22 protein-coding genes, 1 tRNA gene and 1 riboswitch are annotated in these 22,125 nt (G+C 69.0%); of the genes, 12 read left to right on the top strand and 11 right to left on the bottom strand.

What is annotated here, in order from left to right; translation table 11 throughout:
- The first annotated feature begins 57 nt into the window (after nucleotides 1-57).
- A complete protein-coding gene (locus RF646_RS02695; protein ID WP_368835125.1) occupies nucleotides 58-708 on the top strand; it encodes a hypothetical protein in 651 nt (216 codons plus the stop codon).
- 223 nt (nucleotides 709-931) lie between these two features.
- On the opposite strand, the gene RF646_RS02690 is transcribed toward RF646_RS02695, so the two are convergent.
- The 7 genes from RF646_RS02690 to RF646_RS02660 all read right to left on the bottom strand — a co-directional run bounded on the left by RF646_RS02690 (nucleotide 932) and on the right by RF646_RS02660 (nucleotide 7,235).
- Nucleotides 932-2,254, bottom strand: a complete 1,323-nt coding sequence (locus RF646_RS02690) for an ABC transporter ATP-binding protein (RefSeq protein WP_260850459.1) — start codon at nucleotides 2,252-2,254, stop codon at nucleotides 932-934.
- A gap of 46 nt (nucleotides 2,255-2,300) precedes the next feature.
- Complete coding sequence (locus RF646_RS02685; protein ID WP_144997233.1) at nucleotides 2,301-3,137, bottom strand: carbohydrate ABC transporter permease; 837 nt, start codon at nucleotides 3,135-3,137, stop codon at nucleotides 2,301-2,303.
- A gap of 5 nt (nucleotides 3,138-3,142) precedes the next feature.
- Entirely contained in the window at nucleotides 3,143-4,111 is a 969-nt protein-coding gene (locus tag RF646_RS02680; protein ID WP_144997235.1) for a carbohydrate ABC transporter permease, read from the bottom strand.
- Nucleotides 4,108-5,424, bottom strand: a complete 1,317-nt coding sequence (locus tag RF646_RS02675; protein WP_312918465.1) for an extracellular solute-binding protein — start codon at nucleotides 5,422-5,424, stop codon at nucleotides 4,108-4,110. The genes RF646_RS02680 and RF646_RS02675 overlap by 4 nt, the downstream gene beginning before the upstream one ends.
- A gap of 158 nt (nucleotides 5,425-5,582) precedes the next feature.
- On the bottom strand, nucleotides 5,583-6,503 hold the full coding sequence (locus tag RF646_RS02670; protein WP_368835124.1) for an AEC family transporter: 921 nt from the start codon (nucleotides 6,501-6,503) through the stop codon (nucleotides 5,583-5,585).
- A gap of 60 nt (nucleotides 6,504-6,563) precedes the next feature.
- Complete coding sequence (gene panD / locus RF646_RS02665; RefSeq protein WP_035964064.1) at nucleotides 6,564-7,016, bottom strand: aspartate 1-decarboxylase; 453 nt, start codon at nucleotides 7,014-7,016, stop codon at nucleotides 6,564-6,566.
- A gap of 148 nt (nucleotides 7,017-7,164) precedes the next feature.
- Nucleotides 7,165-7,235: transfer RNA gene (locus tag RF646_RS02660), tRNA-Gly, on the bottom strand.
- Nucleotides 7,236-7,360: 125 nt separating this feature from the next.
- Between RF646_RS02660 and dcd the strand changes: the two genes are divergently transcribed.
- Nucleotides 7,361-7,939, top strand: a complete 579-nt coding sequence (gene dcd, locus RF646_RS02655) for a dCTP deaminase (protein ID WP_085106262.1) — start codon at nucleotides 7,361-7,363, stop codon at nucleotides 7,937-7,939.
- A gap of 36 nt (nucleotides 7,940-7,975) precedes the next feature.
- Here the strand turns inward: dcd and RF646_RS02650 are convergent, their stop codons facing one another.
- Entirely contained in the window at nucleotides 7,976-9,343 is a 1,368-nt protein-coding gene (locus RF646_RS02650) for an MFS transporter (protein ID WP_368835123.1), read from the bottom strand.
- 218 nt (nucleotides 9,344-9,561) lie between these two features.
- Here RF646_RS02650 and RF646_RS02645 point away from each other — a divergent pair, with 218 nt between their 5' ends.
- The 10 genes from RF646_RS02645 (at nucleotide 9,562) to RF646_RS02600 (ending at nucleotide 19,961) form a co-directional block, all read left to right on the top strand.
- Nucleotides 9,562-12,663: a Na+/H+ antiporter subunit A gene (locus RF646_RS02645; protein ID WP_085106149.1), complete on the top strand. Its 3,102-nt coding sequence runs from the start codon at nucleotides 9,562-9,564 to the stop codon at nucleotides 12,661-12,663.
- Complete coding sequence (locus RF646_RS02640; RefSeq protein WP_085106150.1) at nucleotides 12,660-13,190, top strand: Na(+)/H(+) antiporter subunit C; 531 nt, start codon at nucleotides 12,660-12,662, stop codon at nucleotides 13,188-13,190. The genes RF646_RS02645 and RF646_RS02640 overlap by 4 nt, the downstream gene beginning before the upstream one ends.
- Nucleotides 13,180-14,817 carry a Na+/H+ antiporter subunit D gene (locus RF646_RS02635; protein WP_368835122.1) on the top strand — a complete coding sequence of 546 codons (1,638 nt, stop codon included), beginning with the start codon at nucleotides 13,180-13,182 and terminating at the stop codon, nucleotides 14,815-14,817. Before RF646_RS02640 ends, RF646_RS02635 begins: the two co-directional genes overlap by 11 nt.
- On the top strand, nucleotides 14,814-15,461 hold the full coding sequence (locus RF646_RS02630; protein WP_098053695.1) for a Na+/H+ antiporter subunit E: 648 nt from the start codon (nucleotides 14,814-14,816) through the stop codon (nucleotides 15,459-15,461). The genes RF646_RS02635 and RF646_RS02630 overlap by 4 nt, the downstream gene beginning before the upstream one ends.
- Entirely contained in the window at nucleotides 15,458-15,727 is a 270-nt protein-coding gene (locus tag RF646_RS02625; protein ID WP_145003442.1) for a monovalent cation/H+ antiporter complex subunit F, read from the top strand. Before RF646_RS02630 ends, RF646_RS02625 begins: the two co-directional genes overlap by 4 nt.
- Entirely contained in the window at nucleotides 15,724-16,089 is a 366-nt protein-coding gene (mnhG, locus tag RF646_RS02620) for a monovalent cation/H(+) antiporter subunit G (RefSeq protein WP_085106153.1), read from the top strand. Before RF646_RS02625 ends, mnhG begins: the two co-directional genes overlap by 4 nt.
- Nucleotides 16,090-16,216: 127 nt before the next feature.
- Nucleotides 16,217-16,489: a DUF4235 domain-containing protein gene (locus RF646_RS02615; protein ID WP_098053697.1), complete on the top strand. Its 273-nt coding sequence runs from the start codon at nucleotides 16,217-16,219 to the stop codon at nucleotides 16,487-16,489.
- 120 nt (nucleotides 16,490-16,609) lie between these two features.
- A riboswitch (TPP riboswitch) is annotated at nucleotides 16,610-16,716 on the top strand.
- A gap of 58 nt (nucleotides 16,717-16,774) precedes the next feature.
- On the top strand, nucleotides 16,775-17,398 hold the full coding sequence (locus RF646_RS02610; RefSeq protein ID WP_368835121.1) for an ECF transporter S component: 624 nt from the start codon (nucleotides 16,775-16,777) through the stop codon (nucleotides 17,396-17,398).
- Nucleotides 17,395-19,161, top strand: coding sequence for an ABC transporter ATP-binding protein (locus tag RF646_RS02605; protein WP_368835120.1), 1,767 nt, complete (start codon nucleotides 17,395-17,397; stop codon nucleotides 19,159-19,161). The genes RF646_RS02610 and RF646_RS02605 overlap by 4 nt, the downstream gene beginning before the upstream one ends.
- Nucleotides 19,158-19,961 (top strand): energy-coupling factor transporter transmembrane protein EcfT, encoded by an 804-nt coding sequence (locus RF646_RS02600; protein ID WP_368835119.1) that lies wholly within the window; start codon nucleotides 19,158-19,160, stop codon nucleotides 19,959-19,961. The genes RF646_RS02605 and RF646_RS02600 overlap by 4 nt, the downstream gene beginning before the upstream one ends.
- Before the next feature lie 84 nt (nucleotides 19,962-20,045).
- Here the strand turns inward: RF646_RS02600 and RF646_RS02595 are convergent, their stop codons facing one another.
- The 3 genes from RF646_RS02595 to RF646_RS02585 are packed head-to-tail and all read right to left on the bottom strand — an operon-like array spanning nucleotide 20,046 to nucleotide 22,110.
- Nucleotides 20,046-20,999, bottom strand: a complete 954-nt coding sequence (locus RF646_RS02595) for an aminotransferase class IV (protein ID WP_368835118.1) — start codon at nucleotides 20,997-20,999, stop codon at nucleotides 20,046-20,048.
- Nucleotides 20,996-21,622, bottom strand: coding sequence for a hypothetical protein (locus tag RF646_RS02590; protein ID WP_368835117.1), 627 nt, complete (start codon nucleotides 21,620-21,622; stop codon nucleotides 20,996-20,998). Before RF646_RS02590 ends, RF646_RS02595 begins: the two co-directional genes overlap by 4 nt.
- Nucleotides 21,619-22,110 carry a low molecular weight protein-tyrosine-phosphatase gene (locus RF646_RS02585; RefSeq protein ID WP_368835116.1) on the bottom strand — a complete coding sequence of 164 codons (492 nt, stop codon included), beginning with the start codon at nucleotides 22,108-22,110 and terminating at the stop codon, nucleotides 21,619-21,621. The genes RF646_RS02590 and RF646_RS02585 overlap by 4 nt, the downstream gene beginning before the upstream one ends.
- Between the last annotated feature and the right edge of the window lie 15 nt (nucleotides 22,111-22,125).

Here is a 22,125-nt window from a genome sequence, read left to right as displayed (position 1 = left end):
TGGCGCGATCGCCCACTCCGGTGTGATCCCCGAGGACGGCAGGCACGAGGGCGGCTCATGGCGGAAACCATCCGACAGATCCCGGCGAAGTACGGGGCACCGGAACACGTGTTCCACCCCCGAATGGGGTCGTACGGCCGCCGGCTCGGCGCGGCACTTCCCCCGCTGTTGCTCGTGGTCGTCGCGGTGTTCGTGATCGGGTACCGCCGCCCGGCCGGCCCCGCGATGGGCGTGCTGCTCCTGCTCGCCCTCGTGGGCCTCGTGACGGCCTACGCTTACCTGCGCCCCGCGCTCGTGGTGCTCACCGCGCACCACGTCCTGCTCTCCCGCTGGGTCGGTTTCCGGGCCCTGCCCCGCGAGCGGATCGCCCAGGTGGTCACGGTCCGGACGCTGCTCGCGGCGCGCCCGCGCAGCGGCGGGTCCCGCGGTCGACCCTGCCTCTGGTTCGTCACCCCGGCCGGGCGCTCGGCACTCTTCCTGGACGGGACGGTCTGGGACGCGCGCACCCTGGACGAGCTGGCCCGGGCGAGCGGCGCCCAGCACGTCAACTTCCAGCGGGCCACGCCGGCGCAACTCACGGAGCACTGGCCCCGGCTCGTCGCATGGCGGGTGCGCTACCCGCGTGTGCGCTACGTCGCGGCGTCGTGCGCGTTGATCGCAGCGGTCGCCCTGTTCGCCTGGTGGGCTTTCACACGGGGCCCCGCCTAATGCACCCGCCCCAGTCGGCAGCAGAGCCGTCCGGGGACGACGGCGCTCGGTTCCCACGCAGGGGCCAGGCGGGGCCCTGACCCCCGGCTTCGGGTCCCACCGCGGGCCGAAGCGACCGAGCGGGCCCGGGCGGTTCCGGGTACGACGACGGCCGGTCCCCTTCTCGGGAACCGGCCATCGTACGGTCGGTGGGCCGCGGTGTGCCACGGCCCGTGCCGGACGCTCAGCGAGCAGCGGTGCTGCCGTCCATGTGGTTGCTGGTGACCGCGCCGTCGGACCGTTCGGTGGAACCCGCCGAGCCCACGTGCCGACGCGAACGCTCGATCTCCGCCTTGCGCTCCTCGTTGGCCTCGCGGGTCAGCTCCGCACCGGCCTCCGCGTCACGCGTGAGGTTCTCGCCCGTCTCCGGGTTGAACACGTGCATCTTGCGGCTGTCCAGCCAGATCTTTGCCGTGGAGCCACCGCGGATGCGGGAGGACGCGTCCAGGGAGACGACCACCTGGGCGGGCATCTCGTCAGCGTCCAGCTCTTGGGCCAGCTCGTTGAGTTTGTGCTGCACGGCGGCATCCTGCTGGTAGTGGATGTAGCCGTACTGCTGGTTGCCCAGCCACTCGGTGTGCGTGAACTCGGAGTCGAAGACGGTCCCGTGGGGGATCTTCGTCTCGTCCACGAACTTCGCGTCCTCGAAGTGCTCCGGGCGCAGGCCCAGCAGCACGATCTCGGGGGCGTTCGTGAGCTTGCCCTGCACGCGCTCCGGAACCTCGATGTCCCCGATCGGGGTGTGGAACACCGAGCCGTTCACGCGCGCCGGGATGAAGTTCATGGACGGAGCGCCGATGAACCCCGCCACGAACAGGTTGACGGGCTGTTCGTAGAGCTCCCGCGGGGACGCGATCTGCTGGAGCTGACCACGCTTGAGCACGGCCACACGGTCACCGAGGGTCATGGCCTCGGTCTGGTCGTGGGTCACGTACAGCGACGTGATGCCCATGCGGCGCTGCAGCTGCGCGATCTCCGTGCGCATCTGACCGCGCAGCTTGGCGTCCAGGTTGGACAGGGGTTCGTCGAAGAGGAAAGCGTCCGCGTCACGCACGATCGCGCGCCCCATGGCCACGCGCTGGCGCTGACCGCCGGAGAGGTTCGCCGGCTTGCGCTCGAGGTGCTCGTTGAGGTCCAGGGTGTCCGCCGCCTCGCGCACCTTGCGGTCGATCTCCTCCTCGCTGAACTGCCCCTTGGACAGGCGCAGCGGGAAGGCGATGTTCTCGTACACCGACAGGTGCGGGTACAGCGCGTAGTTCTGGAACACCATTGAGAGGTTGCGATCACGCGGCTGCTTGTCGTTGACGCGCACCCCGTTGATGTTCAGATCCCCGGAGGTGATGTCCTCGAGGCCCACGACCATGCGCAGGAGCGTGGACTTGCCGCAGCCGGAGGGGCCCACGAGGATCAGGAACTCGCCGTCGGCGACGTCGATGGAGATGTCGTTGACCGCGGGGAAACCGTCGTCGTACTTCTTGACGAGGTGTTCCATGGTGATTGCTGCCATGTCTACTCAGTCCTATCTATGTCTAAGCGTGGATGGTGCGGCGGGCTCAGCCCTTGACCGCGCCCTGGGTCAGGCCGGAGACGATCTGGCGCTGGAACGCCAGAACGAGCAGCACCACAGGGATGGTCACGATGATCGCCGCCGCGGAAATCGCGCCCGCAGGGGCCTCGAACTGCGAGGCGCCGGTGAAGAACGCGAGTGCCGCCGGGACGGGACGCGCCGCGGAGGTCGAGGTCAGGCCGATGCCGTACACGAAGTCGTTCCACGCGATGAAGAACGCGATGATCGCCGTGGTGAAGACACCCGGCAGCGTGAGCGGCACGATCACCTTGCGGAACGCCTGCCACGTGGTGGCGCCGTCCACCTGGGCCGCGCGGTCCAGGTCCCAGGGGATCTGCTGGAAGAACGCCGCCAGGGTCCAGATGGAGATCGGCAGGGTCAGGGACAGGTAGGGGATGATCAGGCCGAGCCAGGTGTCGTAGAGCCCCACCTGGCGCCACAGGTTGAACAGCGGCGTGACGATGGAGATCACCGGGAACATCGAGACCATCAGCGCGGTGGTCAGCACGATCTTCTTGCCCGGGAAGTCCAGGCGTGCGATCGCGTAGGCGCACAGTGTCGCGAGCACGACGGCCACGAACGTGGAGATCAGTGAGATGCCGATCGAGTTCCACAGGGCCGGCAGGAACAGGTCCTTGGCCTCGCCCACGAAGATCTGCTCGTAGTTGCTCGTGACGAACTTCGTGGGGATGAACTTGCCCGAGTTCAGGTCCGAGGAGGACTTGAAGGACGTCATCAGGATGGACAGGACGGGGAAAAGCGCGTAGACCAGCACCGCGATGCTGATGACGGTCCATCCGATTTTCTGCTTGGTGCTCAACATGGCGGTTACTTCCCCTTCCCAGAGCCACCGGTGAGGTCCACCTTGAAGACCTTTATGGCCACCAGCGCGATCAGCATCACGCAGATGAACAGGATCACCGAGATGGCCGAACCAAGGCCGATTTCCAGACGACCGATGGACGTGCGGTACGCGAGCAGCGAGAGCGTCTCGGTGCCGTACTGGCCCTTGGTCATGATGAAGACGTTGTCGAAGATGCGGAAGGCGTCCAGGGCGCGGAACACCACGGCCACCATGATGGCGGCCTTCATGTTCGGCAGGACCACCTTGCTCAGGCGTTGCCATGCCGAGGCACCGTCCACACGGGCGGCCTCGGTGAGCTCACCGGGGACCTGTGCGAGCCCGGAGAGCAGCAGCAGCGAGATGAACGGGGTGGTCTTCCAGATCTCCGAGGCCATGATCACGAACAGGGACGGGCCCGCGGAGGCAAACCAGTTGAAGTCCGGACCGATCATGGGCAGCCACGAGAGCCAGTTGTTCACGTAGCCGGTGGTGATGTCGAAGGCGTAGAACCACGCGAACGCGGAGACCACCGTGATGATGCCGTAGGGCACCAGGATGGCGGTGCGCAGCAGGCCGCGCGTGGCCTTGATCGCGCTGTGCATCACGAGCGCGAGGGCGAGGCCCAGGACGAGTTCCACGACCACCGTGACCACGGTGATCAGCAGGGTCACGCCCAGGTCCCGCCAGAACACGATATCCGACAGGGCCGTGGAGTAGTTGCCCAGGAACACGAACTCCTTGTCATCGGGTGCGGTGAGTCGGAAGGAAAACAGCGAGTCCCACAACGCCTGGACGATGGGGTACAGCGTGACCAGGAGCATGATCACGAACGCGGGGCCGGCGAGCAGCCACCCCAGTTTCCGCTCCGAACGGGCCCGGTCCGAGAGATGGCCTCTACGGCGGGACTCCTCCGGCGTGGACGCGCGAGCGCGCGAATCGACGGTGCTACTCACAACAGCGCATCTCCCTTCAGGACTTCCTGGATGAATTCGGTGGTCTCACGCGGAGTGTCCTCGGTGACTTCCGCCGGCGGGGTCCAGTTCTGCTGGATGGCCGTGGAGATCTCGTTGTAGTACGGGGTCTGCGCGCGGGGCTTCGCGGCGTCGAGGGACTTCCGGATGGTGTCGGCCATGGGGTACGCCTTCTTGACCTCGGGGTCGTCGAAGGCCTTCATGGAGGACGGCGGGTTGCCGTTGGTCGCGAAGTACTGGGCCTGGTGCTCGGGGGAGACGATGCACTGCACGGCCTCCCACGCGAGGTCCTGGTTCTCGGACTTGGCGCCCACGCCCAGGTTGATGCCGCCCAGCGGCGGGTGTGCCTCGGTGTCCGCGTCGACACGGGGCCACGTGGTCCACTTGATGTCGTCCAGCACCGACTTGTCGAGGGTGCCCTCGTCCACGGAGGCCTTCGTGGCCGAGTAGATGAACGGCCAGTTGACCATGAACGAGCCCTTGTCCCCCTGGAACTGGATCATGGAGGCGTTCTCGTCCTGGGTGGCCAGGCCGGGTCCGCCGAGGCCCTCCTTGCCGATGGTGCCGATGATCTCCGCGGCCTTCTTGCCGGCGTCGGAGTCTAGCGTGATCTTGGCGTCCTGACCGTCCTGGCCGTCCGAGACCACCTGGCCGCCAGCCGACTCCACGAGGCCGTTGACCCACACGGACATGGCCTCACCGCGCACGCCCTGCACGCCCAGGTACTTGTCCTGGGACTTGGCCGCCTTGATGAGCTGGTCCCACGTGACGGGCTCGGACATGTCCAGACCCGCCGCCTTGGCCGCGGACTCGCGGTACCACAGCAGCTGCGTGTTGGCCCAGAACGGGATGGCCACGATCTCGCCGTTCCACTTGGCGCCCTCCAGCGGGCCCTCGAGGGTGTCCTTGGTGGTCGCCTCGACGACGTCGTGCGGGGGCTTGGCGAGGAAGCCAGGTTCCGCGAGCTCTGGGACGTAGGGCGGGTCCAGGCTCATGATGTCCATGGACGTGTCGCCCGCGGCGAGGCGGCGGGCCAGCTGTTCGCGCTGGGACGCCGCGTCACGCGGGAGCAGCGACGTCTGGATCTTGTACTTGCCGCCGGACGCGTCCGAGCACTGCTGGGCGAGGACGTCCTGGCCGCCGTCATCCGGGTTGATGTACCACGTGAGCGTGGGCGGGCCGGACTCCCCGCCGCTGCACCCCGTGAGCAGCATGGCGGACGCCGCCGCAGCGGCCGCTACGCTGCGGACCGTGCGAGGCTTGCCAGCCCTGCGAGAGTGGTGAGTGGACTTCACAATGGTTCCTCCCCTGATGAGCGCCTGTACTGACGGAATGGGTCCGGCGCTCCCCGTAGGGATACCGGTCATTTCAGCATCTGCTCAGTGTAGGCGTGGCGTGCGTCACGGACCGTGTGTTACCCGCTTTCGGGGATGGTGGCGTGGCGGCCGGTGTGTCAGGAGAGGAAGACCGCGGCCACCGCCATCGTGGCCATGGACACGACCGTGGTGAGCAGGACGGTGTCCCGGCACACCGTGGTGGCCCGGTCGTAGCGCACGGCCGCTACGTAGAGGTTCTGCGCGGTGGGCAGCGCGGCCATGATCACGGCCGCGTACAGGGCGTGCCCGGTGAGCCCGAGCGCCCACGCGAGCAACAGCGCGAGCCCGGGGTGCACGACGACCTTGGCCCCGGTCGCGAGCAGCGTGTCCACCCGGGCGTCGGGGGAGGCCAGGGGGCGGGAGCCCACCAGCGAGAGACCGAAGGCGAGCAGCATCGCGGGAACGGCCGCACCCGCCACAATGCGCACGGGCTCCATCGCGAGGTCGGGCAGGCGGATCCCCGTGGCCGCGGACATGATGCCCAGGGCGGAGCCCATGATGAGCGGGTTCGTCACGATGTTCTTGAGCACCGAGCCAACCGTGGGGCGCCGCCCGCCAGTGAGGGTGTCCATGATCGTGAGGTACAGCGGCGTGTTGATCGCCAGCTGAAACAGCATCACCGGGGCCACCTGGGACGCGTCCCCCAGGACGAACAAGGCGATGGGGATCCCCAGGTTGGCGGCGTTGACCTGCCCGGCGGCCTGCGCGCCCATCACCACGGTGGCGGCGTCCCGGGAGAACACGAACCGGGAGAGCAGTGCGTACGCGATCATGGTGAGCCATGCGGACGCGGCCGCCACGAGCAGCGGCGCGGAGAAGATGTGGTGGATGTCCGCTTCGGAGATGGTGGTGAACAATAGCGGCGGGGACGCCACGTAGAACGCGAGTTTGGACAGCACCCGCTGGCCGTCCGGGCCGAGCACCCCTGCGCGCCCGATCACGTAACCCAGCCCGATCACGGCCCATACGATGAAGAACCCGGAGACGACTCCGCTCATGAGCTCATCTCCTCGCGTCGGCGGGTCCGCGCGCCCGGGTGCACCGGGAGCGCGGCAGGGTCACAGGCCCGCGACGGCCGCGTCCTCCCGGGCCTGCAGGTGGGCGCGGGCGTGCGGCGGGCGGAGCATGTCCCCCACCACGGCGTCCGCGGGGTCCGAACCGAGCGCCACGATCCTGTTGTGCTCGTCCACGTGTACCACGTGGGGTTCGTAGTTCTGCGCCTCGGCGGTGTCCATGAGACCGTACGCGATCAGGATTACCAGGTCACCCGGGTGCACCAGGTGCGCCGCGGCGCCGTTGATGCCCACGACGCCGCTACCGCGCTCGCCCGCGATCGTGTACGTCTCGAGCCGCGCACCGTTGGTGACGTCCACGATCGCCACGAGCTCGCCGGGCAGGATGTTCGCGGCGTCCAGCAGGTCCTGGTCCACCGTCACGGACCCCACGTAATGCAGGTCCGCCTGGGTCACGGTGGCCCGGTGGATCTTCCCGGTGAACATGGTGCGCAGCATGATCGCTCCTGATGCGATGGGTGGTGTGGTTCGCGGTCCAGACCCGCCGGCCGCCCGCCGTGAGGGCCGAGGTGGTGTTCGGGGCGGGTCCTCGGCGCGAAACGCCCCGGAACCAGATGGGTCCCGGGGCGTTTCACGATTCGTGCGGAGCGGCTGACGGGAATCGAACCCGCGTATCAGGCTTGGGAAGCGTGCGCTCTACCATTGAGCTACAGCCGCATCGTTCGTGCGGGACCGTGTGGTCCACGTTTGAACGCCCACCACTCTACAACACGTTTCGGTGCGTGGTTGTTCCGAGGCGTCGTGACCGGGGAGCGGGCGGGGCCGTGGGCTACCGTGGACACGTGCTCATCTCAGATCGCGACATCCGCCGCCACCTGGATTCCGGGCGCGTGCACCTGGAACCGTACGATCCCGCGATGGTCCAACCCGCGAGCGTGGACGTGCGCCTGGACCGCTGGTTCCGGCTGTTCGACAACCACAAGTACGCGCACATCGACCCCTCCCAGGAGCAGCCCGATCTCACGCGGCTCGTGGAGGTGGCCCCGGACGAGCCGTTCGTGCTGCACCCGGGGGAATTCGTGCTGGGGGCCACGTACGAGAAGGTCACCCTGCCGGACGACGTCGCGGCGCGCCTCGAGGGCAAGTCCTCCCTGGGGCGGCTGGGCCTGCTCACGCACTCGACCGCCGGGTTCATCGACCCGGGGTTCAGCGGGCACGTGACGCTCGAGCTGTCCAACATGGCCACGCTGCCCATCAAACTATGGCCAGGTTCCAAGGTGGGGCAGTTGTGCTTCTTCCAGCTTTCCTCCGCGACCGAGCACCCGTACGGCAGCGGCGCCTACGGTAACCGCTACCAGGGCCAGCGGGGCCCCACCGCGTCGCGCAGCCACCTGAACTTCCACCGCACGATCATCGAGTGAGTTCGCGCATCGAGTGAGCCTGCGCGTGGGTACGGCTCACACGCGGGCCGTGGTGAACCCCTCGGGAGGGCGGGGCGTGAGCAACAACAGCACGAGTCCCGCGGCCACGACCACCAGGATCCCCAGGATGCCCCAGATCTGGGCGCCCATCAGGGTCACGAACACCCCGAACAACCCGGGGGCCATGAAGCTCACCGCGCGGCCCGTGGTGGCGTACAGACCGTAGATCTCCCCGTCACGGCCCGGGGGGATGAGCCGCCCCAGGTACGTGCGCGAGGCCGCCTGTGCGGGTCCCACGAACAGGCACAGTGCCAGCCCGCACACCCAGAACGCGATCTTGCCGTGCCAAAACAGCAGGGCCGTTCCCGCCACGAGCACACCCACGAGGGACGCGGTGATCACCGCGCGCGGGCCCACGGCGTCGTCGAGGGCGCCGCCCACAAACGCACCCAGCGCCGCGATGAGATTGGCCGCAACCGCGAACATGACGACCTCGGTGGGCGAGAACCCGAAGCTACCCGCGGCCAGGACCCCGCCGAATGTGAAGACCCCGGCCAGTCCGTCCCGGTAGACCGCGGAACTGAGCAGGAAGACCACCGTGGCACGCGAGACCCGCCACAGGGCCGCGATGGTGCGGAAGAGCTCGGCGTAAGCGCCCAGGATGCCGCGGTGGCGGGGCTGTGCGGGGACCGCAGCGGCGTCGTTGATGGATGCTCGGAACGGCATACTTCGCGCCTTGAGCAGGAGGGGCAGGCAGAACACGAGGATCCATGCCGCGCTGAACAGTGCCACGGCGCGGTAGTTGAGGGCGTCGTCGGTGGGGATGCCCAGGAACCCGGGTGTGACGAAACCGAACAGGACGAAAGCGAGGGCGAAGATCCCGCCCACGTACCCCGCGCCCCAGCCCCACCCGGAGACCTTACCCATGCGCTGGGGACCGGCCAGCGCGGGGAGCATGGCGTTGTAACTGACCGTGGCGAACTCCTGGGCCACGCTGCCCACGGCCACGAGCCCCACGCCCAGGAACAGGAAGGCGGGATCGGGTCGGGCGAGGAACGCGAGACCCGTGCACAGGACGAGCACCACGGTGTTGCCGGTGAGGAACGTGGCGCGGGACCGCGGGGAATCGCTGCGCTGGCCGATCAGCGGCGCCGTCAACGCGATCGCGAAACCCGCGACGGTCATGGCAACGCTCAGCACCGTGGACGTGTACTCGCTCGACCCGAACGCCGGGCTCGTGAGGTACACGGTGAACACGAACGTGAGCATCACGGCGTTGTACGCGGACGTGCCGGTGTCCCACAGGCACCACATGAGCACGCGGGCGCGCGAACTGCCCTCGCCGGGGCGTGGGGCGCGCGGGGGACGTCCAGGGGCCGCCGTGGACGGGTGCTGACCGGTCATGGGCTCACCCTACGGGCCCTGTGCCCTCCCGCCCAGGGTCCGGCGCCCCTGGGCAGTGGGGGCGCCGAGTGAGGGGCCCGTGACGTGCGGCGAAACGGACAGTCACCCTGCTTTGTTATGCTGGGGACCTCGAAACTGACACCCCATTTCCGCCCGGATCCCCGTGGGCCCATTTACAGGTACTCGTGGGTAATCCGTGGCTCGAGAGGTAAGGTCCTATGATCGCGGTGCTGCTTGTCCACGGGCTCGCGGCCCTGTGTGCACCCGCGATCCTCAAGCGCACCGGACGCTCCGGCTTCTACCTCGTGGCCCTCGTCCCACTCGCGAGTCTGATCTGGCTTTTCACCCAGACATCCCGCGCCCACGCGGACGTGGACGGGTGGACCACCACCGTGGAATGGATCCCCCAGCTGGGGATCTCGCTGTCCTTCCGGATGGATTCCCTCGCGTACATGATGTGCCTGCTGGTGCTGGGCGTGGGAGCACTCGTCCTCGCGTACTGTGCGCGCTACTTCAAGTCGGACGCCCAGGGCATCGGCCCGTTCGCCGCCCAGCTCGTGGCCTTCGCGGGCGCCATGTTCGGTCTGGTCACCGCGGACGACCTCATGGTGCTGTTCGTGTTCTGGGAGATCACCTCGGTGCTCTCCTTCCTGTTGATCTCCTATTCGCGCACCAAGCTCGCCGCGCGTCGAGCGGCCCTGCAGGCGCTCATCATCACCACCGCGGGCGGTCTGGCGATGCTCGTGGGCCTGGTGATGCTCGGCAACGCCGCCGGGACTTTCCGGATCTCCGAGGTCCTGGAGGCGGCCCCCGAGCTCCTGGGCTCCACCACGGTGGACGTGGCGCTCGTGCTGATCCTGGCTGGCGCAGTCTCCAAGTCCGCGCTGTTCCCCACCCACTTCTGGCTGCCCGCCGCCATGGCGGCGCCCACCCCGGTCTCCGCCTACCTGCACGCCGCGGCCATGGTCAAGGCCGGGATCTACCTCGTGGCGCGGCTCGCTCCCGGGTTCGTGGACACCCAGTGGTGGCTGCCCGTCACCCTGACCCTGGGCCTGGGCACCATGATCTTCGGCGGCTGGGTCGCGCTGCGCCAGTTCGACCTCAAGCTGATCCTCGCGTACGGCACGGTGAGCCAGTTGGGCTTCATCACCGCGGTCGTGGCGTTCGGCACCGCGGACACCGCGATGGCCGGCATGGGCATGGTCATCGCGCACGGTCTGTTCAAGGCCACCCTGTTCCTGAGCGTGGGCATCATCGACCACCAGGCCGGGACCCGTGACATCCGCAGGCTCTCCGGTGTGGGTCGGACGGCACCCATGCTGTTCGTGGTGGCCATGATCGGTGCGGCGTCCATGGCCGGGATCCCGCCGCTGCTCGGCTTCGTGACCAAGGAAGCCGTCCTCACTGCGTTCGTGGACCACGCCTCGGACCCGCTCGCCATGATCGCGCTCGTGTGCGTGGTGCTCGGCTCCATCCTCACCTTTGCGTACAGCGCGCGGTTCCTGTGGGGCGGCTTTGCGCGCAAGCCCGCGCAGTTCTCCGATCTCGACGCCGCCGAGGACGGTCAGTCGGTCATCGGCGAGTTCACCCCGGTGCCGTGGGCCTTCCTCGTGGCGCCCGCGGTGCTGGCCCTGCTCACGGTGGTGTTCGGCCTGTGGCCCGCTCCCGTGGAGGCCGGGATCGTGGGCTACCAGGAACAGTTCCCGGACGTCGCCGAATCCCACGTGCACCTGGTGCTGTGGCACGGGTTGACCCCGGCACTGGGACTCTCCGCGCTGATCATCGGTGTGGGCGCTCTGTTGTACGTCGCGCGCCGGCCCGTGGGCTCGTTTCAGGACCGGTTGCCGGAACTGCCCACCGGTGACTTCGTCTACCGCAAGATCATCAACGTGCTGGACATGGTCGCGGTGTGGCTCACCGGCCGGACCCAGCGTGGTTCGCTGATGTTCTACCTGTCCGTGATCCTCGTGACCGCGATCGTGGTGCCGCTCGTGGCCCTGTTCTGGAACGAGACCCCGCCGCTCGCCGGGTTCCGCTACGCGGATTCCCCGGCCCAGCTGGTCACCGGGATCGCCATGATCGTGGCGGCCCTGCTCGTGCTCACCGCGGGCAAGCGGTTCCTGGCCGTCCTGCTGGTCTCGGTCACGGGCTACGGCCTGGCCCTGACCTTCGCGCTCTACGGCGCGCCGGACCTCGCCCTGACCCAGACGCTCGTGGAGACGATCTCCCTCGTGGCGTTCGTCCTGGCCCTGCGTTCCCTGCCCGGCCCGCTGTGGAACCGCCGGCCCACCGGGCACCGCGTGTTCCGCGCGGTCTTCGCCGTGGTGTTCGGACTGTTCATGATGGCGCTCGCGGTGTTTTCCATGTCCTCGCGGTCGGCGGAACGGATCTCCCTGGAACTGCCGCGGATGGCCTACGAGATGGGCGACGGCGCCAACGTGGTCAACGTCCTGCTCGTGGACATCCGCGCGTGGGACACCATGGGCGAGATCACCGTGCTCGCGGTGGCCGCCACGGGCATCGCGTCCCTGATCTTCGTCAAGGGACGCGGGGACCGCTTGCGCAGCGACCGTCACGAGTTGGACACCCAGCAGCTGAAGATCGTGCGTGGCGCGGACTCCGCAGCGCACTTCCCGCACGCGAACACCCGCCAGCTCGAGGTCGCCCGCCGGTTCACCTCCCGCCCGGACGCGGACCCGTTCCTGCTCGCGGGGCGCACGCTCGCCCCGGAGCGGCGCTCGATCATCTTCGAGGTCGTGGCCCGGCTGCTGTTCCACACCTTCATGCTCGTGTCCTTCTACCTGCTCATCGCGGGGCACAACATCCCCGGTGGTGGCTTCGCCGGCGGCCTGATGGCCTCCCTCGCCCTGACCCTGCGCTACCTCGCGGGCGGACGCTACGAGCTCGAACGCGCGACCCCGGTCAACGCGGGCTGGATGCTCGGCGCGGGCCTGGCGATCGCCTCCCTGTACGCGATCGTCCCCGTGTTCTTCGGCGGGGCCGTGATGGAGAGCTACACGTTCGAGTGGGACATGCTCGTCTTCGGTCACGTCAAGTTCGTCACCGCCGTGATCTTCGACATCGGTGTCTACCTGATCGTGGTGGGCCTGGTGCTGGACATCCTGCGCTCCCTGGGCGGGCGGATCGATGAACGGATCGAGCGTTCCGCCGTGGAGTCCCGGAAGAAGCGCGCGGGCCGCGGCGCCCGGATCCGCCTGACCCGTAACGGCCCCGAGGTCACCGCGCACAGGGTGGACGACCCCGACGCTCCCGAGGGCTCCTTGGTCTCCGGGGACGAGCCTCAGGAGGCACAGCGATGACCGTGAATCTCACACTCCTGGTAATCATGGGTGTGCTGTTCTCCGTGGGGGTCTACCTCCTGCTGGAACGCTCGCTCACCCGCGTACTGCTGGGCATCATGCTGCTCACCAACGGGGCCAACCTGCTGATCCTGCACACGAGCGGCACGCCCGGCATCGCGCCGTTGTACGACGCCGCCCGCGACCCCTCGGAGTACTCGGACCCGCTGCCGCAGGCGCTCGTGCTCACCTCGATCGTGATCTCGCTCGCCACGACCGCCTTCATCCTCAGCATGATCTGGCGTTCGTGGATCCTGGCCCGCCGGGACGAGATCCAGGACGACCTCCAGGACCGCCGCGTGGCGCAGCAGTCCTCGTACGACGCCGAGGACGACGACGCCCTGCCGCAGGACACCTCCGAGTTCAACCACGCGGACGCCCGGTTCGCACCGTCGCGTCACAACGAGGAAGAGGCCGCCGAATCGCCTGGTCACTACAGGGCCGAGAAGTTCTCCGAGGCGCGAGGGAGGAGCCCGCATGACCACTGATCCGGCACAGTTCGCGCCGCTCGCGGTCCTGATCCCGTTCCTCGGCGCCGCCCTGAACTTCATCATCGTCCACCGCAACCGGCTGCAGCGCGGGGTGACCGTGGGCGCCATGGTGCTCACGCTGATCCTGAACGCGTTCATGCTCGCGAACGTATGGAACCAGGGTCCGCAGGTCGTGCACCTGGGGGACTGGGCCGCCCCGTACGGCATCGTGATGGTCGTGGACCAGTTGTCCGCGCTCATGCTCGTGGTCTCCGTGGTGGTGTCCCTCGCAGTGTTGATCTATGCGGTCAGCGAGGGTGTGGCCAGCGGGGACGACGAGGGCCCCATCTCCATCTTCTACCCCACGTTCCTGTTGCTGGTCGCGGGTGTGTCCCACGCGTTCCTCGCGGGTGACCTCTTCAACCTCTACGTGGGCTTCGAGATCCTGTTGACCGCCTCCTACGTCCTGCTCACCATGGGTGGCACGGCGCAGCGGATCCGCGCGGGCGTGACCTACGTGGTCGTCTCGGTGATCTCCTCGATCCTGTTCCTGATCTCCCTGGGGATGATCTACGGCGCCACCGCCACCGTGAACATGGCGGACCTGTCCGTGAAGCTCGCGGACCTGCCGCAGGGCACCCAGATGCAGTTGCATCTGATGCTGCTGATCGCGTTCGGTGTCAAGGCCGCGATCTTCCCGCTGTCCTTCTGGCTGCCCGACTCCTACCCGACCGCGTCCGCACCGGTGACCGCGGTGTTCGCGGGCCTGTTGACCAAGGTGGGCGTCTACTCGATCATCCGCACCGAGACCCTGTTGTTCCCCGGGACGCAGATCAAAGATCTGCTGATGTGGGTCGCGTTGCTGACCATGATCGTGGGCATCCTGGGCGCGCTCGCCCAGATCGACATCAAACGTATGCTCTCGTTCACGCTGATCAGTCACATCGGCTACATGATCTTCGGCATCGCACTGGGCACGCAGGCCGCCCTGGCGGCGGTGGTCTACTACATCGCGCACCACATCGTGATCCAGACCAGCCTGTTCCTGGTCGCCGGGCTGATCGAGCGCCGCGGTGGCTCCACCAACGTGGACCGCCTCGCCGGGATGCTCAGGATCTCCCCGCTGCTGGGGGTGCTGTACATGATCCCGGCCCTGAACCTGGGCGGCATCCCGCCGTTCTCGGGCTTCCTGGGCAAGGTGGCCCTCCTGGAGGCCGGTGTCGAGGCCGGGACGTGGCTGAGCTACCTACTCGTGGGCGTGTCCGTGTTCGTCTCGCTGCTCACGCTCATGGCCCTGATCCGCGTGTGGAACCGCGTGTTCCTGCGCAACGTGGACGACGCCGAGTACCCGGACCCCGTGCTGCGCGCCACCACCGCGGAGGGCCGCCGCCCCCGCACGTCCCGCGCGGTGGCGGGCAAGTCCGGCAGCCGCTTCTCCGGCCGGTCCCCCGTGGTGCTGCTGCCCGGGACCATGGTGGGCGCGACCACCGCGCTCGTGGCGGTGGGTGTGGCACTCACGGTCTTCGCCGGGCCGCTGTTCGATCTCGCGGACAACGCGTCCGAGAACCTGATCAATCCGGATCGATACGTCAATGCCGTGCTGGCCCCCGTGGGTCCCGGTGGTGTGAGCGAGGAGGGCCGATGAGTACGTCCCCGATGCAGCGACGCTCCCGGAACTCCTTGCGGGCCGAGCTGCCCCTGATCCTGTGGCTCGTGGTCGTGTGGGGGGCCCTGTGGGGTGACTGGAGCGTGGGCAACCTGGTCTTCGGGTTGATCCTCGCGGTGTTCGTGACCCGCACGCTCACGCTGCCCCCGGTGCGGTTGTCCGGGCGGTTCAACGTCCTGCATTTCGCGCTGTTCGTGGTCACGTTCATCTGGCAGGTGGCCCGGGCCAGCATCCACGTGTTCGGTGTCGCGCTCATGCAGGGCCCCAAGGTGCACAACGCGGTGCTGCGGGTGAAGCTGCGGCAGAACAACGACCTGCTCATGACGGCCGTGGGTCACACCATGGCGCTGATCCCGGGCTCGCTCGTGGTGGAGGTGGATCGCGGCAACGGGATCCTGTACTTCCACGTGCTGGACGTCTCCACGCCGGAGGAAGCGGAGTCGTTCCGGGAGTCCGCGCTTAATATCGAGGCGGCGTGGATCAAGATCATGGGCTCCAAGGAGGACCTCGCGACACTGGAGGCCTCGGGTGGCGCGGGCGGCGCGGACGCCTCCGGCGCCGTCGCGTCGCCGACCACCAAGATGAACAAGGCCCTGGACGGCCGTGGGGAGGAGCGGCCATGACCATGTTTGACGTCGCCGTGTGGGTGTGCGGTGCGATTCTCACCGTGGCGGCCGCGGGCACGATCTACCGGCTGGCCAAGGGCCCGTCCCTGTTGGACCGGGTGATCGCCACGGACGTGTTGCTCGCGATCGTGGGTGCGGGTCTCGCCATCGAGATGGTGTACAACCACCACTCCAGCAACATCATCCTGCTCGTGATCATCTCCCTGGTGGGCTTCCTGGGGTCTGTGACGGTCGCGCGCAATGTGGGGTTGGAGCGCTCATGAACTGGCACACCGTCCTGGACGTCATCGCGCTGCTGTGCCTCGTGGGGGGGTCCCTCATGTCCCTGGCCGCGGCGGTGGGTTTGGTGCGCTTCCCCGATCTGCTCTCGCGCATGCACGCCGGCACCAAACCCCAGGTCCTGGGGTTGCTCCTGCTGCTCACGGCCGTGGCGATCGAGAGCGGCAATCCCGGCATGATCCCGCTGATGATCCTCGCGTGGCTGTTCCAGCTGCTCACGGTGCCCGTGTCCGCGCACATGGTGGGCCGCGCCGCCTACCGCTCCAAGCACCTGAACCAGAAGAACCTCGTGGAGGACGAGCTGCGCGAGGTCGTCGCTCGCGCCGGCGAGGAAGAATCTCGCTGAGGACGTAATTCTCGGTGGGACCGGGTTCCTTCCGCCCCGTCGCGCCCGGCGCTTCGTATGCTGGGCAACGAGCACGACGTCGTCGGCCGCCCGGTGCCGCCGGCACCCACAAGACAAGGAGAACCTCATGAACAAGGTAATGGACATTTTCGGCACGGTGGCGTCCCTGGGTGGTGTGGCCCTGGCCAACAAGGGTCTGTCCGCGGTGTGGAAGCAGGTCACCGGCAACGAGCCCCCCGCCAAGAACCCGGACCCGGACGAGGCCTGGACCGACATCATCATCTGGGCCGTGATCACCGGTGTTGTGGGCACCGTCATCAAGGTGGGGATCTCCCGCCAGGTGGCCAAGTTCGAGTCCAAGGACTCCGATCCCTCCCGCAGCTCCCAGAGCGAGATCTGAGCCGGCGGGTCCCGCGCCCCCCTGTACGGGTGGGCCGGGGCCGCGTAGGACGCACGTACGACGGCGGGTGGCCGGGCACGAGAGATGCCCGGCCACCCGCCGTCGTGGTCTAGACTGGCGTCTCAACGACAGGGGAGCGCCACCGCGGCGCTGAGAGTGCGCGTGAGCGCAGACCCTCGAACCTGATCCGGCTCGTACCGGCGCTAGGGAGTCGAGTATCTCAAGGACCCGCTCGCAACGGCGGGTGGTGTTCTTCCCCTCCTGGGATCTTCAGGAGGATTCAGCATGACGCAGGTCGGTAACACCCCCACCCGTACACCGCGCGCAAGCGGCTACCGCAGCTCGTCGTGGCGGGTCGTGGACATCGTGGTCACCGCCGTATTGGCCGCGGTGTGCGCCGTGATCTTCTGGATGTGGTCCAACCTCCTGTACCCGGCGGTCTCGGCGGGCACGGTGGCCTACCCGCCGTCCGCGGGGCTCATCGCGGGGGGCTGGCTCGTGGCGGGTACCCTGGGCGCCCTGATCATCCGCAAACCGGGCGCGGCTCTGTTCTGCGAGTTGCTCGCGGCCGTGATCGAGGGCTTCCTGGGAACGCATTTCGGGTGGCTCGTGGTGCTCTCCGGTCTGGTGCAGGGCCTCGGTGTGGAGGTCGTGTTCCTCCTGACCCGTTACCGCCGGTTCGGTCCCGTGACCGCGGCGATCGGTGGGGCGGTATCCGGGCTGTTCCTGGGCGTGAGCGAGAACATCATGTACAACTTCGAGTGGGCTCTGGATCAGCAGGTCGTCTACGCGGCGCTGACCACGCTCTCCGGGGCCGTGATCGCAGGGTTGCTCATGTGGGCCGTGATGAGGGCCCTGCAGGCCACGGGTGTCCTCGGAGCACTGGCCTCCGGCGCCGTGCGCCGATGACCGCGGAACCGACCGTGCAACTCACGGGCGCGCGGGTGGTCCTGGAGGGGTTCGGATGGCATCACCCCGGCCGCGAGACGCCCAGTCTGGTGGACCTGGACCTGATCATCGAGCCCGGCGAACGTGTCCTGCTCCTGGGCCCGTCCGGGGCGGGCAAGTCCACGCTCCTGCAGGCGCTCGCCGGTGTGGACCAGGACCCTGACGGCCGCTCCGCATCGGGCGGGTTGAGCGTCGGGGGTGTCGACCCGCGCGACGCCCGCGGCGCGGTGGGCTTCATGCACCAGGACCCCGAGACGCAGGTGGTCCTGTCGCGCGTGGGGGACGACGTCGCGTTCGGCCTCGAGAACCTCGCCGTCCCCCGCGAGCGGATCTGGCCGCGTGTGCGGGAAGCGCTCGCGCGCACGGGTCTGGATCTCCCGCTCGACCACCCCACCACGGCGCTGTCCGGGGGGCAGAAACAACGTCTCGCGCTCGCCGGGACCCTGGCCATGTGCCCGCGGCTGCTGTTGCTGGACGAACCCACGGCGAGCGTGGACCACGAGGGGGCGCAGCAGCTGTGCCGCGCCGTGGCCGATGCGGTGCGCGAGGACGGGACCACCCTTGTGGTCGTGGAGCACAGGGTGGCCCTGTGGGAACCGGTCGTGGACCGTGTGATCGTGCTGGCCGACGACGGTCGGGTGGCCTTCGACGGCCCCGCGCAGCAGACCCTGCAGGACGCCCGGGACCTGCTGCAGCACCAGGGTACGTGGGTCCCCGGCTGGGTGCCGCGCACTCGCACTCCCGTGCATGCCTCGAATGGCATGGATCCCGCGGTACGGCAGACGGCTGCCTCCGCGGGGCCACACGGCATCACGCCGCCCGCTGTGCCTACGGAGAATGCGCCGGCCGCGTCGCCCATGAGGGCTTCGGATGTCGCGCAGTCTGCGCAGGATACGGGTGGTTTCACCACCGTGCCCGCCGCCGTCGCACCGGGCACCACCTTGTTGAGCGCACGCGATCTCGCCGTGTCCCGGAGCCAACCGGGACGGCGGGCGCTCGCGCGGCGGCGTCGTCGGGCGCTCGCCGCGTGGCGGCGCGGGGAAGCGTACCCGGAGCCGGACGTGCGCACGGGGGCGGCGCCGGCGGCCGAGAACATCACCGTGGACGTCCGCGCGGGGCACGCGCTGGCCGTCACAGGCGTCAACGGCGCCGGGAAGTCCACCCTCGCGCTGACCCTCGCCGGACTGCTGCTGCCCGTGCGCGGCACCGTGTGGGCCACGGACGCCCTCGCGACCGACGCGCCCGCTGATCCCTCCCTGTGGGACGGCGCGGAACTGGTCTCCCGCGTGGGCACCGTGTTCCAGCATCCCGAACACCAGTTCCTGCGCCCCACCGTGCGCGAGGAACTCGAGTTCGGTCCCCGGCAACGACGACGCCGCGTGGGCCGTCGCGATGCGCGCGTCACCGACGCGATGGCGGACGCGGACGACGCCCGGGTGGCCGAGCTGCTGCGACGGCTGCGCCTCGAGGAGCTCGCCGAGGCCAACCCGTTCACCCTGTCCGGCGGGCAGAAGCGGCGGCTGTCCGTGGGCACCGTCCTGGCGGCGTCCCCGCGCGTGCTGATCCTGGACGAACCCACGTTCGGTCAGGACGCCCGGACCTGGAAGGAGCTCGTGGACCTGTTGGTCGAGGAGCTGGACGGGGGCACGGCCGTGGTGGTCGTGACCCACGACCGGGATCTGGTCGCGGCCCTGGGTGCGCACGAGCTGAGGCTCGGCTCATGAGCACGGTCGCGAGCGTGCTGCCCGCCGTGGCCCGCGCGGGATTGCTCGCCCGGACGAATGCCGTGGTGAAACTGCTCGGGGCTCTCGTGATCACGGCGGTGCTCGTGGTCAGCGCGGACCCCGTGACGAGCGGCGTGGCGCTCGGGGGCCAACTGCTCCTGCTCGCTGCCGCCGGGATCGGTCCGTGGCGGCTGCTCACAACCCTATGGCCGATCGTGGTGGCCGCCCTGATCAGCGGGTGGGGGACCGCGGTGCTCTCCCCGGAGGGCGGTCCCGTCCTGCTACACCTGGGGTGGATCACGATCACCACGGGGTCGCTCGCGGCCGGTGGGGCGATCGCCCTGCGTGGTCTCGCGATCGCGCTGCCCGGGATCACCGTGCTGCTCACGACCGACCCCACGGACCTCGCGGACGGTCTCGCCCAAACCCTCAAGCTGCCGGCACGCTTCGTGCTCGCGGCGCTCGCAGCCCTGCGGCTCGTGGAGGTCATGGTCACCGAGTGGGGTGTGCTCGCGGCGGCCCGGCGCGCCCGCGGTGCGGGGGGAACGCGGGGCCCGTGGGCCGCTCTCACCGAGTTCGCCGGTCTCGCGTTCACATTGCTCGTGCAGTCCTTGCGCCGGGCCACGCGCCTGGCCATGACCATGGAGGCGCGCGGTTTCGGGGCGGGTCCGCGCACATGGGCGCGCGTGCCCCGTTTCGGCCGCGTGGACGTGGTCGTGGGGTGTGCCACCGTGCTCATCGCGGTCGCCGCAGTGACGCTGTCCCTGCTCACGGGGGCGCACCGCTTCATCTGGCAGTGATGCGCCCAAGGTGACGGGGGAGCACTCGCGCCCGGGCATGTCGAGATGGGACGGGCGGTGCGGGCGCGACCACCCGTGACGCGCTCAGCGCCCCGGGCGGCCCAGCAGGAAATCCGTGAGGGTGCGGGTGAGTTGGGGGTCCGAGGCCACGGGCCGCCCGTCCACGCTCGTCACTGGGACCGCGAGCCGCACCGAGGACGTGAGCCACACGGCGCTCGCTGCGAAGAGGTCCTCGGGGTACAGCGGTCCGTAGTCCACGGCCCAGCCGCGCTCGCGGGCGGCGTCGAAGATCCGGGCTTGCGAGGTCCCCTGCAGGACCCCGCGGGACGGTTCGGGCGTGAGCAGGGTGGGCGCAGCGCCGTCGTCGTGCCGTGCGCACACCACCGAGGACGTGGCGCCCTCCAGGATCCTGTGGTCCGTGGAGGTCATGAACACGGCGTCCTGCGCGCCGTGGGCGTGGGCGTAGCGCACCGCGGCCATGTTGACCGCGTAGGACAGGGTCTTGACCCCCGGGAGCAGCCACGGCAACCCGGTGTCCTCCGCGGGGTCGTGGCCGCGCTCGAGCAATACCACGGACACCCCCGTGCGCCGGGCGGCGAACGTCCGCTTGGGGACGGGCGCGACCGTGAGCCATGCCCACGGCTGATCACCGGGGACACCGCGGCTGATGCTCAACTTGACCGTGTGCTCCGCCCCGAGATCGGCCGAGGGGTCGCGGGCGCCGGGGCCGGCCGCCGCGAGTGCCGTCGTCAGGGCCTCGCGCCACGCATCCGCGGACGGTGCGGGCAATTGGGCGGTCCCCGCGGAATGCCCCAGCCTGACCAGGTGGGCGTCGAGCTTGTACGCGGTGCCGTCCAGGACGTGGAGGGTCTCGAAGACGCCGTCCCCGCGGGTGAGCCCCTGGTCCTCGAGGCTCACGTGGGCCTCATGCGGGTCCACGAGCCGCGGCGGGGCACCGATCGGGGAGATCAGCACGGCCGCGGCGGGTCCGGGTGCTGCGGGGGACGGAGCGGGCGTCCCGGCACCGGGCGAAATCACGGGGTGTCCCGCTGTTCCGTGCCCGGTTCCTGGGGTGAGGGTCCGGGGTGGAGGATCTCGGCGGACTCCCACACGGGGTCCTCACCGAGGTACTGCTCCTCCTGCTCCGCCCACACGTCCCAGTACTTTTCGTACGTGGCGCCGTCCCGGTCCAGGGCGCGCTGTTTGCGCTGTGAGGCGGGAAGTTCGACCCACACCGAGACGTCCAACAACGCCCGGGCCTCGCGGTGGCACGCCCCGACGCCCTCCACGAGCACGATCTGAGCGGTGCGGGTCAGACGCGGGGTGCCGGGCTCGTTGGTCAGCCAGTCCCACGCGGTCCAGTGGGCGTCCTCCTCGCGGCGCAGCGGTTCGAGGATCTCACCGCGATACCGTTCCATGCCCTCGAGCAGTCCGTTCCACCCAGGGTAGATGTCCTCGAGGTGGAAGCTCACGACATCGTGCGAGCGATCCAGCACCCGCGAGAGTTGCTCGGTCAGCGTGGTCTTGCCCGCTCCGGAACGGCCGTCGATGCCCACGATGAACGGCTTGCGCGTGGGTGGGGGCAGCAATCGTGCGAGGTTGACGCCTTCCGGGTACTGAGCGATCTCGTCGTCCTGGAAACCCTCGTCCGGGGAGATCACCGCGCGTCGATCCGATCCTCGACCCACGAGACCACGCCCGGGACGGCGGACGTAATCTGTTCCCACGCGGTGTCGAAGTCGTCCGAACCGCCGTACCACGGGTCGGCGATGTCGAGGTCCGCCTGTGACTCGGCCACGGCCGGGTCGAAGCTGCGCATGAGCCGGACCTTCCGGGCGTCGTCCGTGGGCAGTCGGCGCTGCAGCTGGTCCCTGTGGGACCGGGTCATGGCGAGGATCACGTCCGCGTCCGCGAGCTCGGCGTCCGTGATCTTGTGTGCCTGATGCTCGGGCAGTTCCAGGTGGTTCCTGTTCAGGACGGTGCGGGCGCGGGGATCCACGGGGTTGCCGTGTTCCTCGTCACTCACGCCCGCCGAGCTGACGCGGACGCGCTGCGCGAGACCGGCGTCGGTGAGCTCGGATCGCAGCAGGGCCTCGGCCATGGGCGAGCGGCAGATGTTGCCCGTGCAAACCGTGACGATGGAGAACATGACCTCCACTGTACG

Origin of the sequence: Kocuria sp. CPCC 205261, assembly GCF_040981025.1 — a bacterium.
In the GTDB taxonomy this organism is placed as follows: Bacteria; Actinomycetota; Actinomycetes; order Actinomycetales; family Micrococcaceae; genus Kocuria; species Kocuria marina.
Note: the sequence above shows the minus strand (reverse complement) of the source record. Positions and strands in the feature narration are given on the sequence as shown.